The organism is Roseivirga seohaensis, from assembly GCF_001592945.1.
GTDB classification, from domain to species: domain Bacteria; phylum Bacteroidota; class Bacteroidia; order Cytophagales; family Cyclobacteriaceae; genus Roseivirga; species Roseivirga seohaensis.
Genome location: NZ_LRPB01000005.1, coordinates 241,246 through 256,923 on the forward strand (window position 1 = coordinate 241,246; position 15,678 = coordinate 256,923).

Annotated in this window: 15 protein-coding genes; 10 read left to right on the forward strand and 5 right to left on the reverse strand. The window is 38.0% G+C overall.

Annotated elements, in window-relative coordinates; translation table 11 throughout:
- Window positions 1-303 precede the first annotated feature (303 nt).
- The 4 genes from AWW67_RS03655 (at window position 304) to AWW67_RS03670 (ending at window position 2,266) form a co-directional block, all read left to right on the forward strand.
- The gene (locus AWW67_RS03655) at window positions 304-825 is read left to right on the forward strand and encodes a hypothetical protein (protein ID WP_062300335.1); all 522 of its coding nucleotides are present in this window, start codon (window positions 304-306) and stop codon (window positions 823-825) included.
- Between the two features lie 32 nt (window positions 826-857).
- A complete protein-coding gene (locus AWW67_RS03660) occupies window positions 858-1,244 on the forward strand; it encodes a hypothetical protein (RefSeq protein WP_062300336.1) in 387 nt (128 codons plus the stop codon).
- A gap of 3 nt (window positions 1,245-1,247) precedes the next feature.
- A complete protein-coding gene (locus AWW67_RS03665) occupies window positions 1,248-2,006 on the forward strand; it encodes a hypothetical protein (protein ID WP_062300338.1) in 759 nt (252 codons plus the stop codon).
- A gap of 71 nt (window positions 2,007-2,077) precedes the next feature.
- The gene (locus AWW67_RS03670) at window positions 2,078-2,266 is read left to right on the forward strand and encodes a hypothetical protein (protein WP_062300339.1); all 189 of its coding nucleotides are present in this window, start codon (window positions 2,078-2,080) and stop codon (window positions 2,264-2,266) included.
- A gap of 6 nt (window positions 2,267-2,272) precedes the next feature.
- Here the strand turns inward: AWW67_RS03670 and AWW67_RS03675 are convergent, their stop codons facing one another.
- On the reverse strand, window positions 2,273-5,014 hold the full coding sequence (locus AWW67_RS03675) for an outer membrane beta-barrel protein (protein ID WP_062300341.1): 2,742 nt from the start codon (window positions 5,012-5,014) through the stop codon (window positions 2,273-2,275).
- 90 nt (window positions 5,015-5,104) lie between these two features.
- Window positions 5,105-8,053 (reverse strand): TonB-dependent receptor, encoded by a 2,949-nt coding sequence (locus AWW67_RS03680; RefSeq protein WP_062300343.1) that lies wholly within the window; start codon window positions 8,051-8,053, stop codon window positions 5,105-5,107.
- A gap of 117 nt (window positions 8,054-8,170) precedes the next feature.
- Here AWW67_RS03680 and AWW67_RS03685 point away from each other — a divergent pair, with 117 nt between their 5' ends.
- Genes AWW67_RS03685 through hemB form a run of 6 tightly spaced genes read left to right on the forward strand, consistent with a single transcriptional unit; the run spans window position 8,171 to window position 11,149 of the window.
- On the forward strand, window positions 8,171-8,464 hold the full coding sequence (locus AWW67_RS03685) for a hypothetical protein (protein WP_062300346.1): 294 nt from the start codon (window positions 8,171-8,173) through the stop codon (window positions 8,462-8,464).
- Between the two features lie 42 nt (window positions 8,465-8,506).
- Window positions 8,507-8,929 carry a DUF2975 domain-containing protein gene (locus tag AWW67_RS03690; protein ID WP_062300347.1) on the forward strand — a complete coding sequence of 141 codons (423 nt, stop codon included), beginning with the start codon at window positions 8,507-8,509 and terminating at the stop codon, window positions 8,927-8,929.
- On the forward strand, window positions 8,926-9,564 hold the full coding sequence (locus AWW67_RS03695) for a DUF2975 domain-containing protein (protein WP_062300349.1): 639 nt from the start codon (window positions 8,926-8,928) through the stop codon (window positions 9,562-9,564). The genes AWW67_RS03690 and AWW67_RS03695 overlap by 4 nt, the downstream gene beginning before the upstream one ends.
- Window positions 9,564-9,779, forward strand: a complete 216-nt coding sequence (locus AWW67_RS03700; RefSeq protein WP_053224795.1) for a helix-turn-helix domain-containing protein — start codon at window positions 9,564-9,566, stop codon at window positions 9,777-9,779. Before AWW67_RS03695 ends, AWW67_RS03700 begins: the two co-directional genes overlap by 1 nt.
- A complete protein-coding gene (locus AWW67_RS03705; RefSeq protein WP_053224796.1) occupies window positions 9,776-10,114 on the forward strand; it encodes a DUF4870 domain-containing protein in 339 nt (112 codons plus the stop codon). Before AWW67_RS03700 ends, AWW67_RS03705 begins: the two co-directional genes overlap by 4 nt.
- Before the next feature lie 60 nt (window positions 10,115-10,174).
- Complete coding sequence (gene hemB, locus AWW67_RS03710) at window positions 10,175-11,149, forward strand: porphobilinogen synthase (protein WP_062300351.1); 975 nt, start codon at window positions 10,175-10,177, stop codon at window positions 11,147-11,149.
- A gap of 259 nt (window positions 11,150-11,408) precedes the next feature.
- Here the strand turns inward: hemB and AWW67_RS03715 are convergent, their stop codons facing one another.
- From AWW67_RS03715 to AWW67_RS03725, 3 genes are all read right to left on the reverse strand, one after another.
- Window positions 11,409-12,506 (reverse strand): fatty acid desaturase family protein, encoded by a 1,098-nt coding sequence (locus AWW67_RS03715; RefSeq protein WP_053224798.1) that lies wholly within the window; start codon window positions 12,504-12,506, stop codon window positions 11,409-11,411.
- Between the two features lie 230 nt (window positions 12,507-12,736).
- A complete protein-coding gene (locus tag AWW67_RS03720) occupies window positions 12,737-13,111 on the reverse strand; it encodes a co-chaperone GroES (protein WP_053224799.1) in 375 nt (124 codons plus the stop codon).
- A gap of 126 nt (window positions 13,112-13,237) precedes the next feature.
- Window positions 13,238-15,502, reverse strand: a complete 2,265-nt coding sequence (locus AWW67_RS03725; RefSeq protein ID WP_062300353.1) for an HYR domain-containing protein — start codon at window positions 15,500-15,502, stop codon at window positions 13,238-13,240.
- Window positions 15,503-15,678: the final 176 nt, after the last annotated feature.

Here is a 15,678-nt window from a genome sequence, read left to right on the forward strand (position 1 = left end):
TTCCAGAAGGGAAGCGTTTGTTGATTATTGATTGAAACCCTAGCAAAGCCACACTGTGATTGAGGTTCTTGGTGTTGGCTTACGCTATGGTTCTGTCAGTATACCAAGATTATTTTTGGCTCGAGTTGGGTGCCTTAAATAGTGGTCGATTTGGAAGGCCTCGGGAGCGAGGCTTTCCTTTTTTAAAGTAAGTGAGTCAGTGCTAGCACTGACTCACTTTTGCCTTTTAAGAGGGATGTTAAAAGGCTTCTATTCCATCTAGCTTTATCAAGTAATAAGGGCAGAAGCCAAAATAGTTTAGCCATGGAAACTTACTTGAATCGGATTAGTGCTTTTGATAAGGAACAGGTTTATACATTAGACGATAGAGCTATTTCCAATGAACATTCAAAATGGGACCTGAAAGATGTTCATGGTGTTCACCTTAGCTTTAAGCCAACGAGGCATTACGATAATATTTATCAATGTGCAATAGAAACAAGGTCGGACAAAATTGTTTTGAGCAGCAGAAGGTATATTGGGCCTGCAAATTTTGAGTATCAATCGGATGATTATCGTCAGTTTGTAAGTTCCCTGTTGCAGCGCTTAGAAGTGAATGGACTAACAAGCTTTAGTTCAGGCAAGTCTAAGTCTACTTATTGGCTAGAGGTTATTGCCTCAACCATCTTTTTTGGGCTTATGCTTATTGTTTTGACCATGTTTGGGGCATGGATTATTGCCCTTAGCTTTTTAGCCATACTCTTTTTTAGGCTTGTTCCTTACTATAAGAAAAACCGTCCTGTGGTTTTTTCAGCCAAACAAATACCCAGCCATATTTTACCCTAAAATCGACTTTATAACACCGTAAAAATAGAAAAATGAAAAAGGTACTATCTGGAATTTTCCTTGTGATTGCTGTAATCACATACTTCGTTTTTAGCTCTTCGGGCTACGGAGAGAAACTAGAATTTAATGGCACAGACGTTTACTACACTGATTTGGTAACAGAAGCTGATGCTCAAAAACTCGGTGAGTACTTGGTTGAATCTGAGTTTGCCGATGGCAATAAAAAATCAGTTCAATTGACAAAAAAAGACTCTACCTATCTGTTTAGAATGGTGGTGATTGATGGTGTAACTGAAGACAGCACAAAAGATATAAGCTTTAAAGCTTTGGCCATGCTTATTTCAATGCAGGTATTTGATGGAGCACCAGTTGAATTAGAGGCTTGTTCTAATACTTTCGAAACCATTCGTATCTATTAAAAAATGAAAGTTTACGAAAAACCTCGATTTACAATTTTAATATTTGGGTTAAGCCTTTTAATGATTGCAGGCCTTAGCGTTTGTATCTTAATGGTGGTTTTTATGTCTGTGGATAGAGTGAGCCTTGATAAAGGCATGGTTCTTTTTCTAGGAATACTCATTACTGCATTCAGCCTAAAGACGATTATAAAGAATAATCGTGGTTATAGCCAGCAGAGAGCAGAGGAAGTAAAGAATGGCGATGAGGAAGTAGTTGCCAAATGGGAAATTGACTCAGAACAATGGAGGCGCTTTTATAAGGCTAAATATGAAGATAATATCAGGAATGCTACAGGTTTTGGTTGGGCTGCCGCTGCATTAATGGGCCTTGTTTCAGGGTTTTCGCTTTGGAATAGGCTTGAGTTAATAGAGGTGATAGTTTGTATAATCCTGATTTCAGGTATTTCCTTTCTAGTGGGTAAATATGTGGCAATTCTTAAGGCGAGAACTGATTTAAATAGGCAAAGCCAAATTCATATGGCCGAAATTCATTTCGCCAAATCCTCTATTATTTATAACAGTAAGCTTATTCTTGTGAATGAGTTTGGGTATCGTCCGAAGCAAATTACAATCCAAGAGCAATTCAATATGAATGTGATGGTATTTACCATTGAATCAGGAATAGGGCATAGGAAATCGAGTAAGAGTTATACCATTCCAATTCCTTCTGGAAAGGCCGAAGAAGCAAATAAGTTAGTTTCTTATTACTCTCAAATTGCTTAAATTAAAGTGATTAAGATATCTGGCAGAATTGTTGTAAACAAGTCCTGTTAGTTATCAACCTTAAACCACTAATGAGAAGAATAATCAACCTTTTTTTTGTGTTGCTAGCCATTGCTGCAGTGATTTATGGCCTAATGGCGCGCTATTCTAACTATAAGGCTACCAAAGAATCTCACGCCATGGAATTGCTAAAGAATCAATCTGAAAAGAATAGTCTGATAATAGATTTGAGTAAAGAGGCAGAGGCCGCACCATATTAAATCTTTCTATTTAGCCCCGCCAAATTTATTCAATTTGTACCCTAGCCTAAACCTAAAAACTTGGCGCAACACATTGGTCTCAGAGTTTTGAATGTATTCCGAAGTTACATTTCTATTAATCACTGAACTTTGCTGAAGTAAATCATTGGCAGTTATGCTAAAATCCATTTTCTTTTTGAAGAAAGACTTACTCAACGACATATTCCAAATAAGCTGACTCGTACCATCAATATTGCCCACTTTACCGTTTTGTTGATGGCCAAGAGAAGTAGTAAAGTATATGCCACTTTCCGATTTGTATGCAGCGCGTATCACAGAAGTCATTTGAGAATAACGTCTGTTTCCGGCTTCATTAGTCGGGTTTTTTACGTTTGAAAAACCCGGCCTTACGCTTAACGATACATCGAGCTTTTCGCTAAAATCACTGTTTACCGAGAACCCAAGGCCATAATTAGCATTTTCCGAAACTTGAATTACACCGTTTAAAAACTGCGGGTTTCTACTGAAACTGGCCGAACCACTTACTTGAACATTTATCTTCCATTTTTCTATGGGCTTTGAAATATTGATGTTCCCGTTCATATTTCTTCTGCCATCCATATTTACGGGCATGCTTAATCTTGCGCCTACAGGTAACTCAACACCATCAGGGCTGTTTGTTCCGTTTCCAATTATCGTACTATTTACAATGCTGTTTTCAGTGGTTCCTCCAGATACGTTGAGAGAAATATAAGATTTAGTTTCCCTATTGAATAAGGAATAAGTAAGTCCTAATCTGTTAGAGTAACTTTCAGAGAGCTGTGGGTTGCCTTTTCTTAGAAATAAAGGGTTTCTGTTATCCAGTACATCTTGCAATTGGCTTGCCTGCGGAATCCCCATGCTTCGAGAGTAATTCAATCTTAGCTGTTTGCCTTCTTTGTTTCTGAAAGAAAAGCTGATATTAGGTAGAAATCCTTGAAAACCTCTATCAAAGGCAGTTGAAGTAGGAAAGGTCTGGTCGTTTTCAATTCTTTGAAGAAGGTATTTTGCGCTCGTTGATATATTGATTTCTCCGATTTTAAACTGAATTCCCGTGCTAAATTCATCCTTGGACACTCTGTTGTCGAAGTCACTCGAGCGTAGTGTGTCAATGTCTGTATAATTCGATTCGTTGTTATTGTAATTAAGTAATAGTCGTTCATCATCGGTTTTATCAAATTCCCTTCTATAAGCAATCTTTAAACTCTGTTTTTCTCCGATGGGTTCGGTGTAAGAAACCTGTGTAGAAAACCTTTGAGTATAACTTTGAGGTTTACTGAATTGATCGAAATCTTGATTGCTTACATTACCTGTATTGAAGCGATTAATAGACCGCACAGAATCAATACTGGTAGACTCGCTTTGACTTAGGCTAGAGTTTATAGAAAGGGTTCTCCCTTTCTTTGCAAATTTATGCCACCAGCTAAAGGTAGTTCCGAAGTTATTTCCATCTCGCTCAGAAAAATTTCGGTTGTCGGTACTATTAATTTCCTCGCCATTTATAAAGGTGTTTCCTGTAGTGTGCGATAAATTTTCTGCTTCGTTTAATGAAAAGCTCTGTCTTAGCGTAAACCGATTATTATCATTGAGTTTGTATTCTAAGCTTAGCGATGCGCTGTGGCCTAGGTTATTGGATTCACGTTCCGATCTTTGATTGTAGACCCTTCCCGAATCTGCGGCTTGAATGTATTGTTGCGAGGTTTCGTTAATGGATTTAGTGATGGAACCTCTGTAAGAATAGGAGGCATTTGCTGTAAGTTTCGGAACAATTTCCGAATAATAATAGGTGCTAAAATTAGTTTGTTGTGATATTCCCCCGCTTGCTCCTGGTCCACCTACCGATACCATTGTTCTTCCTCCGTCCACTTCAACATATTGCTGGCTCATGCCTGAACTTAGGTTGTTAAAACTGCCAGTAATAGAGAAACGATCTTTCCCTCGAATAAAATTTATGTTTCCGCTAGCATTATATCGTTCAGGAGGGCTATAAGTAAGACCCAAATTGGAAAAGTAGCCTCTTCTTTTTTCGGGCTTGGTTACTACATTCAGTACCTTCTCTCTTTTGCCATCATCATGACCAGTATAAATTGCTTCCTTGCTTTTTTCATCTATCACCTGAATTTTACTTACCATATCTGCAGGTAAATTCTTCAAAGTGAATTCTGGACTGTTTTGAAAGAAGGGTTTTCCGTCTACTATAATTTTATTGATTACTTCTCCCTGAGAAGTCAGTTTTCCATCTTTTACTTCTAAACCAGGCATTTTTTTGAGTAAATCCTCAAGGTTGGCTTCGGAAGTTGTTTTATATGCAGAGGAGTTAAATTCAACGGTATCCTGCTTTAAAACTACAGCAGGAGCAATGCCCTCCACGCTTACTGTGTCAAGAAGTGTAAGGTCTTCTCCTAGAAATATTCGACCCAAATCGATTGACTTATTATCGAACTCGATGGTTTTAGAGTAGGGCTTAAAGCCAACATAGGTAATATCGATTTTGTAAGTGCCTTTGGTAAGTTTCGAAAACTTAAACTCACCTTGTTCTAAAGTAGTTGTGGCTTTGTAGGTACTGTCTTTTTGTTGCAGAAGTATCACATTGGCCAAATAAAGGGGCTTTTGTTCTGCACTATCGAGCACTGTTCCTGTAATGGTTGCTTCTTGTGAAATGCAATATGAAAAGCACAAGATTGAGTATAAAAAAATAATAACTAGCTTCATGAATTGTGACCTTGTCATGAAACTAGTTATTAATATCCGAAAACTTAAATTTTAGTTTGTTAAAAAATTAAAACTTAGTTTTTAAATCCTTCCCTGCGAAGGTTGAATTTAGTACATATTGCCTGTTCCAATTCCACCACGACCGCCTCTAGCTCCACCAGCACCAGCTTCATTTCCACCGAAACGTTGTCTTGGATCAAAACCCTGTCTGTTTTCAAGGTTAGGAACAGTTCCATTGCCAAAGCTTCTGATATTGAAGGTGAAAGTTAGCATAACATATTGAGTAAGTATTTGCGAGTAACTATCTTGAATATAAGATCCGTTGATGCTTCTTGAAATGCGCTGATTTTGCTTTAAAAGGTCAAATACTGTCAGTTTCAATTCAGCTTTGTCTTTAATTAGCTTCTTGCCAAACTCCATGTTCCAAACTAGGTAACTCTGATTAAAGCCATCGCTTAGGCCTGGGTTAGCGGTATGGTTTACTTCTGACCTGAACACAAAGCTAGGCCCAAAAATCCAGTTTAATCTCAAGCGGGTTGATTGTGTAAATGCCTCAGTGTTGGTCTGACTTTGAACCGTATTGCTGGTAGTGCTATAGCTAGAATTACTAGAGAGTGTAAAGTCAACTTTCTCACTAATGTTACTGCTAAAAACCGCCCCCAAACCTATACTAGGAGAAGAAGAATGGTTCATTACAGAATTAATCATTTCAGGCGTACGGCTGTAATTTCCAGAAACTGTCAAGTTCAAGTTTGATTTAACCCAGCCCATTGGAAGACCAAATGAAACGAAACTTCTAACGCTATAATAGCCTCCCAAATTCATTGGTTGAGAGTATTGTGCTCCTGGCTCTAATGCGATATCACCAACCATCGTGTTTTCTCTTGAAGCTATAATGGTATTGTTACCAATGTAGTTATCAGAGTAAGTAGTGTTCAGTGTTGCGAAGAATGTGGTAGACTTTTCTGTATTTGTTTTAGTATATCTAATTGTCGCGTTGTGCTGGTAGTTTTGGTCTAGGTTTGGATTACCAGCACTAATGAAAAGCGGATTTGAGTTATCAATTACGTTCTGCAATTGACTTACCGATGGAGCTTGCGTACTCGCTCTGTAGCTAATATTTATGTTTTCAGTACGGCCTACACTATAACGGTAATTGACATTCGGAAGAAAGTTATTGAACGTTCTCTTAACATTATCTTCCGTAGGGAAAGTTTGCTTATTATCTAATGAAGCCATTTGATAGTTTGCACTCACCGATAGATTGGATTTTGTACCTCTTAGGTTATAGCCTAAAGATGCTCCGTGAGTAATGTAGTCATTTTTGAAAATGTTACTCAAAGGAATGTTAAGGTCTGAATATTGACCTGTACTTTCATTAAAATCATAAGTTTCCTTGTTAGAGTCATTGTACTGATAACCATACTGATAAGTCATTAATAATTGACTTTTGTCGGTTAAAGGCTCAGTATAGGTAGCATTTGCTCTGAGCGTTATTCCTGGCTGGTCTAAGGTTGCGCTTTGTCTGAAATCTTGACTTTCAGGGTTTCCTTGTCTGTCGTAGAAAATGTTCTCTGATAAAAGAAGACTTTCTCCTGTGCTTTTATTAAGCGCAGTGTTTACGTTAATTGAAAACGTTCGGCCTCTTTTCTCGAATGAACGTCTGTAAAGAATATTGTTAGAAAAGTTATAGGCCGTTAAATCACTTGAGTTCTCAGTGTTTGTTGTATTCAGCACATCGTTATTCAACATTGTAGTACCATACAAAAAGGAAGAACCAACGTTATCTTGAAGTGTAAGCTGTGGTCTAATTGTTAAAGAGTTTTTCTCATTGATTGTATAGTCAATCTTTGCGCTAAACCTATGGTTGATATTGGTGCTTGGTGAAATTGTGTTCTCGTCATAAGTCTGACCTTCATTCTGAGGCAATGTGTACTGTCTGAAAATGGATTGGTCAGAGTTATTGCTGCTTTCGTTATAGAAGTAGCTGCCCGAGAAATCTAATTTTTTGTTTGGCTGATAAGAGTAGTTGATACCAAATGCTCTAGTTGTCGAAATACCACCTTGCGATCCTACTAAGAAATCACTTGTGTTTCCACCGTTAGAAAAGCCACCGCCAGCGCCACCTCTGCCACCACCAGCGCCACCTCTGCCTCCGCCACCTCGACCGCCTCTGCCACCACCAGCAGTTATTCCTAGTAAATCGCTAGTAGAAAAGTTCTGAATGTTGATATTGTTGGTTTGAGCCAAAATTGTAGTTCTACTTTTTGGTCTGAAAAGGTTGATGCTTCCACCAATGTTATAGGTTTCGTCTGTTCCTGCACCAGCGTATACTTTTCCAAATTCGCCATTACTCATGCTTGCTTTGGTGATGATGTTTAAAACTTTAGAAGTTTCACCATCCATAAATCCAGTAAACTGAGATTGGTCACTACCTTGATCGTAAACTTGAATTTTCTCTATAATTTCAGCAGGTAAATTTTGTAAAGCAGCACTTGGGTCGTTCCCAAAAAACTCTTTCCCGTCTACAAGTACACGTGTTACATTTTCTCCTTGGGCCTGAACCTGACCGTTAACTACCATAATCCCAGGCATTTTTTCCAAAAGATCTTGGGCATTGGCATCTGGATTTACCTTATAAGCTGCGGCATTCATAATGGTAGTATCTCCATTTTGTTCAACCCGGTCTACAAGACCTTCTACAGTTACTCCTTCCAGCTGTTTAATGTCTTCCGAAAGCAAAATTGTGCCAAGGTCATATGTACTACCTGCTATGGTAATGTCTTTTTTGAATTCGTGATAACCTACAAATGAGATTTTAAAAGCATAATTACCATCAGGAAGTCCTGTAATTCTAAACTCACCATTCAGGTCACTTATTTGTGCCTTCATAGTAGCGTCTGCTTTGTTTGTAATACTGACAGTTGCAGCTACCATGGGTACACGGTCGGCACTATCTAGAACAGTTCCTTTCACTACCCAAAACTGCGCTTGGGCGCTGCTTGCAAAAGCTAGGAACAAAAAAATAATTGCGGTTCTGGTGACTTGATTTTTCATATTGGCACTTTGACAGAGGATTTATGAAAAGGTTTATTGTGATTTTATTTCGTTGTATTGCGGTAATTAATTATTGTTTAACGATAAATAATTCTTACATTTGAAAAAAATGAAAACATGAATGTTTCGAAAGCATCTTTATGGCTAACCAATATTTTGATAGGTATGGCAATAGCATGGTTTATAGCCTTAGCTGGTATTCAGTTTATGGGAGTAGGTTTAGGCTTTGCTAAGAAGCAGAGTGAAGACTTGACTGGAGCGCGCTCAAAAACTGCAACTTTTAAATACTCTGTGCCTGAGTTCGATTTAGAATATTACTTCATTTATAGAGAGGGAAAAGTCATTATTGATCAGTACTTAATAAGCCCAAAAAACATCGGGCTTAATTATAATTATACAAAGGCTACATAGAATGATTTTATTAGTGTTAGTGCTGGAGGAAAACACTATAAAATGCCTACTAAAACGGGGCAAGTGTATTTGCCAATAGATGAGGCTGACTTACAATATTATCGCTACCTGAGTCTTTTTGAGATGCTGCTACTTACTGTCATTAAGGTGTTGATATTGCTGATGATACGCAGGCTCATACTGAATTTTTCCAAAGGTGATTTTTTTATAACAAGTAACTATCAATTGTTATATCGCATAGGTGGGTTATTAACCATTGTCCCAATTATTCTCTTTGCCTTTGAAAGCTATTTCACCGATGGCTTTACCTCTTTGGGATTATCATTGCCAGAGGGTTACTCCTTAAATATGAAGGAGGTGAGTTTTCAATGGAACTATATGTATATCAGTCTGCTACTTATACTTACTGCACAAGCCTTTAAACAAGGAATAGAATTTAAAACAGATAAAGACTTAACGATATGAAAAGAAAAAATACACTGATTAAAATCTGCATTGTCTTTTTAACAATTGCTCGTTTTGTAATGGTAATTGGTTTAGTAATGGTACTCTATTTTGGAATTTTCGAAAATACAGAGAGGTATTTTACTGTTCAGATTAGTCGTGAGAATTACGAAAATGTGCAAGTTGATGAGGGACTTATTGTTAAAACAGAATATGAAAATTCTATAAAAGGGGCAGAGCTCAAATCGACAATTAAGAACTATGTAATATCATTCAATACAGGCTATCGAATAATGATTTTATTAGCACTGACGGCTGTAATGGGTTTTTCTGTTTACTTTATCCATACCCTTCTCCAGTTTGTGAAATCGGCATTGGGAGAGGGTTTTTTTAGTGTAGAAAACGTTTTAAGAGTTCGAATGATGGGTTTTATTTTAATCGGACTCGGTCTTGTGCATCTATTGATGAATCTATGGATTAGCTATATTGCAGGCCAGTATTTTGAACTGGACAAGTCGGCTTCCAAAACGATTGAAGTAAGTTTTTCACCAGATGTGTTTAGTAGTACAATTTTTATTGGTTTAATTGTGCTAGTCGTTGCACAAGCGTTCGATCACGGTTTGAAGTTGAAAGAGGATAAAGAATTGACAATCTAGTGGCCATTATTGTTAACTTAGATGTGATGCTGGCCAAGCGAAAAATGCAAAGCAAAGAACTTGCGGAGCAGATTGGAATTACTTTGGCCAACCTTTCTGTTTTAAAAACAGGAAAGGCACGGGCAATTCGATTCACTACGCTTGAAGCCATTTGCAAGGTATTAGATTGCCAACCAGGCGATATTTTAGAATATAAAAATGATGATGAATTATGACAAGTGAAGAAAGACCATGGGTTTTGGGCTCGCATATCGGAACCTTACTAGGATATGCTGTTGCGTTTGGAAGTTTTATAGTGCCTCTAATTATTTGGCTTTCAAAGAAAGAAGAATCTGAAGTGATTGCTATGCACGCCAAAGCGTCTTTAAATTTTCAGCTTTCAATGTTGCTTTACACCTTCATTGCAGGCATTGGAATATTCTTTCTTATTGGAATTCCATTTTTGATCATCATCCCAATTGTGAATTTAATCTGTGTAATTCTAGCTACTATTGAAGCAGATAAAGGTAAGCTGTATAGATATCCTTTATGCATTAATTTTGTGAAGTAGAGCCACAAACAATTTTGAAGTTTTCTGAACCGAAAGCTTAGCATTTTCATTTATTACTGCATGAACATCCGTCCTAGAAGAAATAGAAAGTCTGAAGCCGTGAGGAGAATGGTGGAAGAAACCAAAGTGACCACAGATGATTTTATTTTCCCTTTGTTTTTGCTCGAAGGAGCCAATGATAAAATTGAAGTAGACTCAATGCCAGGTATTTACCGCTTGGGTTTGGAGAAGATATTGAAAGAAATTGAAGCCTGTTTAAAGCTCGGAATTAATGCTTTCGATGTGTTCCCCGTGGTGCCAGAACACTATAAGGATAAAGTGGCAACTAAGAGTTTCGACCCAAATTTCTTTTATCAAAAAGCCCTAAAAAGAATAAAGTCTGAATTTCCAGAAGCTGCTATTATGACGGATGTGGCTTTGGATCCTTATAATTCTGATGGTCATGACGGCTTGATGAAGAATGGCGAAATCCTAAATGATGAAACCCTCGAGGTTTTGGGGAAAATGGCCTTGGCTCAGGCCGAAACAGGCATCGATATCATTGGTCCATCTGATATGATGGATGGCCGGGTAGCCTACATTCGTGAGGTTTTAGATGATAATGGTTTCAAGAATGTTTCCATTATGTCGTACACCGCGAAATACGCCAGTGCTTTTTACGGTCCTTTCAGAGATGCACTAGATTCTGCCCCCAAAAAAGGAGATAAGAAAACCTATCAGATGAATCCTGCTAATCAGCGGGAGGCTTTAATCGAGGCGGACTTAGATATAGAAGAAGGTGCCGATTTTTTAATGGTAAAGCCAGCTTTGGCTTATTTAGATGTGATTAAATTATTGAAAGATAATTATGCGCAACCTATTGCAGCCTATAATGTAAGTGGTGAATATGCTATGCTTAAAGCCGCTGGAATGAAGGGTTGGCTTGATTATGACCGTACCATGATGGAAACCCTTTTGAGTATTAAGAGGGCAGGAGCAGACGTGATTTTAACCTATCATGCTAAGGAGTTTGCACTCTTGACCAAAGGCAAATAGGACTGCTTAAACTTATTTCATCAGGTTAGAAACACCTGCTAAACAGTTCAAAATAAGATTCGATTAAATAGCCCCTTAGTGTATCTAACATAGGAGCATAGTCTCTTTATGGAATTACAATCCCTTCCTTGAAATCCGTGCTTACCGAAGGGGGGCTTTATTTACCAATAACCAGCTAATATTGGGCAATAAAAAACCTACTGAAAACAATAGATCAATTCTAAAAATTTCAGTAGGTCAATTATGTGTTAATGCTGATTTAAGCTAGCTGGTTACGTCCTAAACTTTTTAACATTTTGGCATGTGCAGCAATAGCAGAAAAGAAACTCTTTTCAGAATTGTAAGGAAGTCCGTATTCTTTAGTGGTTTCCATCACAATCTTAGATATTTTTTTATAATGAACATGGCAAATGTTCGGGAACAAATGGTGTTCAATTTGGAAGTTCAATCCGCCTACATACCAAGAGAATAGTTTGCTTTTAGGGGCAAAATTTGTGGTGGTGAAAAGCTGATGCACTGCCCAGTTAGTTTCTAAGTTGCCAGTGTCATCCGGAATCGGGTATTCAGATGTAGGCATAACATGCGCAGGTTGGAAAATTAAACCTAAAGAAAGCCCCGTAATGAAATGCATGATAAAGAAGCCTAATAAAACTACCCAAGTTGGGGCAGGAATAAAGATTAACGGCAATACCAAAGCATATCCGTAATAAACGATTTTAGAAATGATTGTTTCGATTAATACGCCAGTATAAGTTCTTTTTTGAGCCTTTAAAAGGCCTAGTTTTTTGTATCGGTAGAGTTGTTTAAAGTCCTTTGTAGTTAACCATAAGAAGGTCATTAGACCATACAAGAACCAACCATAAATGTGCTGAAGTTTGTGAACCTTCAATAATGGAGCATGAGGAGATAACCTCATTAGTTTACCTGGATCAATGTCTTCGTCCATACCTTCAATATTGGTGAATGAATGGTGGAGAACGTTGTGTTGTACTTTCCAGTTAAAGGCACTTGCTCCAATAATATTCATTACATAACCCATGTATTTATTTACATGCTTGTTTTTTGAATAAGCACCATGATTGGCATCGTGCATTACGGAAAGACCAATTCCCGACATTCCGATTCCCATAATGGCCCACATCAACAGTAGAATCCATGTATTGGTAATTAGGCCAGAGAGCATAAATGCGTAAGGGGCAAAGTAGAGCAAAAACATTACAATGGTTTTTGTAACCATTGTGGTGTTTCCATAAACTGAAATTTCATTGGTTTCAAAGTACTCTTTGACCCTTTTACGGAGGTCGCTGATGAATTCAGCCTGATTACTCCGTGAAAATTTAATTGCTTTATATTTCATATGATGTTTTTGAACAAGCTTTTGATTTCAACCTGTTGTGTTTTCGCAATGTTCACTCAGAACGGTCTTTTGTTAAAACGACTCTGACTAAATATTGAGGTTTTTATATGTAAAGATAACTGACTGATTCAGTAATGGCAAAACTCATTTTTTTAACTGGTTAAAGAACAGTTGAGTTTGGCGTTTATTGTTGTCTGAAATTCTTTTTAGTATTGTTCATCTTTGTCTATTCAAAGAATCTCATCCCTTTCAAGCATTAGAATAGATGACTGAGGAACAATGTAGAGTTTCTCATTACCATACATTATTTCAATGGCTCCTCTCTGAAGGAAAATAGCCAAGTCTCCTTCTTCTACCTGCAATGGGATGTATTTTACTTTCTCCTCATTGTCTTTCCATGGTTCATCATCTTCAAATGGCATAGGGATAGGATACCCAGGGCCAACTTTAATGATATACCCGCTTTGAACTTTCTCCTTTTCTTGAATTCCTGGTGGAAGGTACAAACCGCTTGCTGTTTTTTCGGCTTGTTTCTTAGGCCTAATTAAAACACGATCTCCAATAATGATAAGGTTTCTAAGCTTATTGTCTGCTGTCAATTCCATAATCTAACTTTGAGTTACAAATATAAGTTCAAAGTGTCAGTTTTAATTGATGAGTAGGGGATGGTATAAATAAAAAAGAGGATCAACTTTTGGTTGATCCTCTTCTGTACTATTAAAAGAATAAGTTTATTTCTTAATCATTAGCTTCTTGCTTTCAATATATCCTGCGGTTCTTAATCTTATAATATAGATACCTTCTTTTACAGATGATGCATCAAATACTACAGTGTATTTTCTGTCGATTTCTGCATTTTCCTCAAACAAGGTATTGCCAACCTGAAGACCTTTAGTATCGAAAATGGCTACCGTAACAGGTCCGTCTTGGTTTACATTAAATGTAATGTTAGCCAAATCAGATGCCGGGTTAGGGTAGGTACTTACTTCGAACTTGATCTCAGTGTTTATGTCAGTATTCTCTCCTGTGGCTTTAGCAGCGATACCTTTGGAAGAGGCTGTGATATTAAAGCTACATGAACCTAGGCTAGCTCCAAGTGCTAAATAGTTTTTAGCTTCTTCTTGCGTTACGCAGTAGGTTTGGCCATTATAACAGATTGTAACATTACCGGTCCAGTTGATGGTGTCAACATCGCAACCGCCATTGTTACCACCGCCACCATTGTCTCCACCTTCTGTTGGAAGAGAACAAGAGAAGCCTTCTCCATCGGTATAAGCTACTACTTTGAATGGCCCAATTTCATCTCCTAGAATATTGATAGAGCATGAAGTATGTACTTCATAGCTTGTCCAATCAACCATCAGCATGGTTTTAGACTCTAATCTGTCGTGCTTATCAAATCCTTCTACAACAAGCGTGTCTCCATATTGAACATTATAGTATGTTTCAATGAGGTAGTTCATTTTCTTATTGTATGCTTTAACAGTTTTCCCAGATTCACCTTGGTAAACAACAGTGAAGTTTTCCATTCTGCCTTCACACTGACAATCTGAACCTGAAGTGCTTCCGTTGTCATCATCGTCATCATCATGACCACAAGTACTGTTATGAGTGTGATTGTCATCATCATCGTCATCACTATAATTGTCGTCATCGTCATCATCACCATAAGTAAAACCACCAGCATGACTAAGAATAGGATTTACACCTCCTGCGAAATTGGCAGTTGATGGAGTCCCATTTCCAGAACAAGTAGCTCCTTCACCATCTGTAAATTCAATTACGGTAAATGGTCCGTAGGTTTCACCCATGATATTGATTGAGCATGAGGTATGGATTTCATATTTAGCACTACCTATTTCTAAATAGGTTTTGCTGTCTAATCGTCCTTTGTGATCAAAGCCAGTTACCTGAATTTCATCACCATTCTGAACATTGTAGAAGGTTTTGATGACGGTCTTTTTATCCTTTTTATAGGCCTTAATATTTACTCCAGAGAATCCATTATAGGTTACAGTAAAGTTTTGCATTTTACCTTCACACTGGCAATCGAATACTTCTCCATTGTCACCACCACCATTATTGTCATCATCATCGTCATCGTTACCGCCTCCATTTGATCCTCCAGGGGCGTTGTAATCATCACAACGAACATCGATTACATTGATGGTGAAGCTTTCAGTAGTAGAGCAGCCATTTGAATCAGTTACAACTACAGTGTAGGTAGTAGTAACCTGAGGAGCTACAGTAACAGTATTTTCAAAAGAGCATGCTATTTCTTCGTTCGGAGACCAAGTGTAAGTGTAATCACCACTTCCTCCAGTAGCATTTGCTTGTAGAACCGCAGTCTGCTCACCAAAACCTAGGTAGATGGTGTTTGCGTCACCATAACCGGTTAGTGTTTGCTCTGTAGTTACTACTTTTTCAACCTCAATAGCTGTTGGTGAAGTTAAGGTAATATTCTTTTGGATCTGAGTTCCGTTGTTATCGGTTACAGTCACACTATATGTGCCAGCTTCAACACCGTTAAGGTCTTTGCTAGTTGAACCATTACTCCATAAGTAAGTGTATGGACCACAGCCTCCTGTAACAGCGAGCATTACTTTTCCATCTTCAGCGCCACTACATGTAGTGTTGTATATGCCAGAAGCAGTAGTATACGTATCTGCTTGAAGTACTACATTCATAGGACTTGCTTGAACGGTAACATTAAAACTAGCTGTAGTTGTATTTCCTCCAGCGTCTGTAGCCGTATAAGTTACTTGTGTTGTTCCTACAGGAAATGCATCACCAGGGTTATGAGTACTAGTCACTGAAGCATTACAGTTATCAGATACCACTGGTACTGTCCAGTATGCATTCAACGTACAGTTTCCGTTTTCTGCTTGATAAGTCTTGTTGGTAGGCGCGTTAGTGAATACCGGTGCAATATTATCAATAACAGTTATCGTAGCAGTAGCCGAGGCAGTGTTTCCGCTCGCATCAGTTCCAGTCAAGGTAACAGTCTGCGCACCTACTTTAGAACAATCAAATGAAGTTTTATCAATAGATAAAGTGAGATTACAGTTGTCTGAAGAACCATTGTCAACATCGGCAGCGGTGATATTTGCGTTTCCGTTGGCATCAAGCGCTACAGTGATGTCTGTCTCTTATACACATCTCCGAGCCCACG

Coding starts and splice junctions, on each gene's coding strand:
- AWW67_RS03690 (WP_062300347.1), top strand. CDS start 8,507: ATGCCTACTAAAACGGGGCAAGTGTATTTGCCAATAGATGAGGCTGAC.
- AWW67_RS03715 (WP_053224798.1), bottom strand. CDS start 12,506: ATGAAATATAAAGCAATTAAATTTTCACGGAGTAATCAGGCTGAATTC.
- AWW67_RS03705 (WP_053224796.1), top strand. CDS start 9,776: ATGACAAGTGAAGAAAGACCATGGGTTTTGGGCTCGCATATCGGAACC.
- AWW67_RS03720 (WP_053224799.1), bottom strand. CDS start 13,111: ATGGAATTGACAGCAGACAATAAGCTTAGAAACCTTATCATTATTGGA.
- AWW67_RS03665 (WP_062300338.1), top strand. CDS start 1,248: ATGAAAGTTTACGAAAAACCTCGATTTACAATTTTAATATTTGGGTTA.
- AWW67_RS03670 (WP_062300339.1), top strand. CDS start 2,078: ATGAGAAGAATAATCAACCTTTTTTTTGTGTTGCTAGCCATTGCTGCA.
- AWW67_RS03675 (WP_062300341.1), bottom strand. CDS start 5,014: ATGACAAGGTCACAATTCATGAAGCTAGTTATTATTTTTTTATACTCA.
- AWW67_RS03685 (WP_062300346.1), top strand. CDS start 8,171: ATGAATGTTTCGAAAGCATCTTTATGGCTAACCAATATTTTGATAGGT.
- AWW67_RS03695 (WP_062300349.1), top strand. CDS start 8,926: ATGAAAAGAAAAAATACACTGATTAAAATCTGCATTGTCTTTTTAACA.
- hemB (WP_062300351.1), top strand. CDS start 10,175: ATGAACATCCGTCCTAGAAGAAATAGAAAGTCTGAAGCCGTGAGGAGA.
- AWW67_RS03660 (WP_062300336.1), top strand. CDS start 858: ATGAAAAAGGTACTATCTGGAATTTTCCTTGTGATTGCTGTAATCACA.
- AWW67_RS03655 (WP_062300335.1), top strand. CDS start 304: ATGGAAACTTACTTGAATCGGATTAGTGCTTTTGATAAGGAACAGGTT.
- AWW67_RS03680 (WP_062300343.1), bottom strand. CDS start 8,053: ATGAAAAATCAAGTCACCAGAACCGCAATTATTTTTTTGTTCCTAGCT.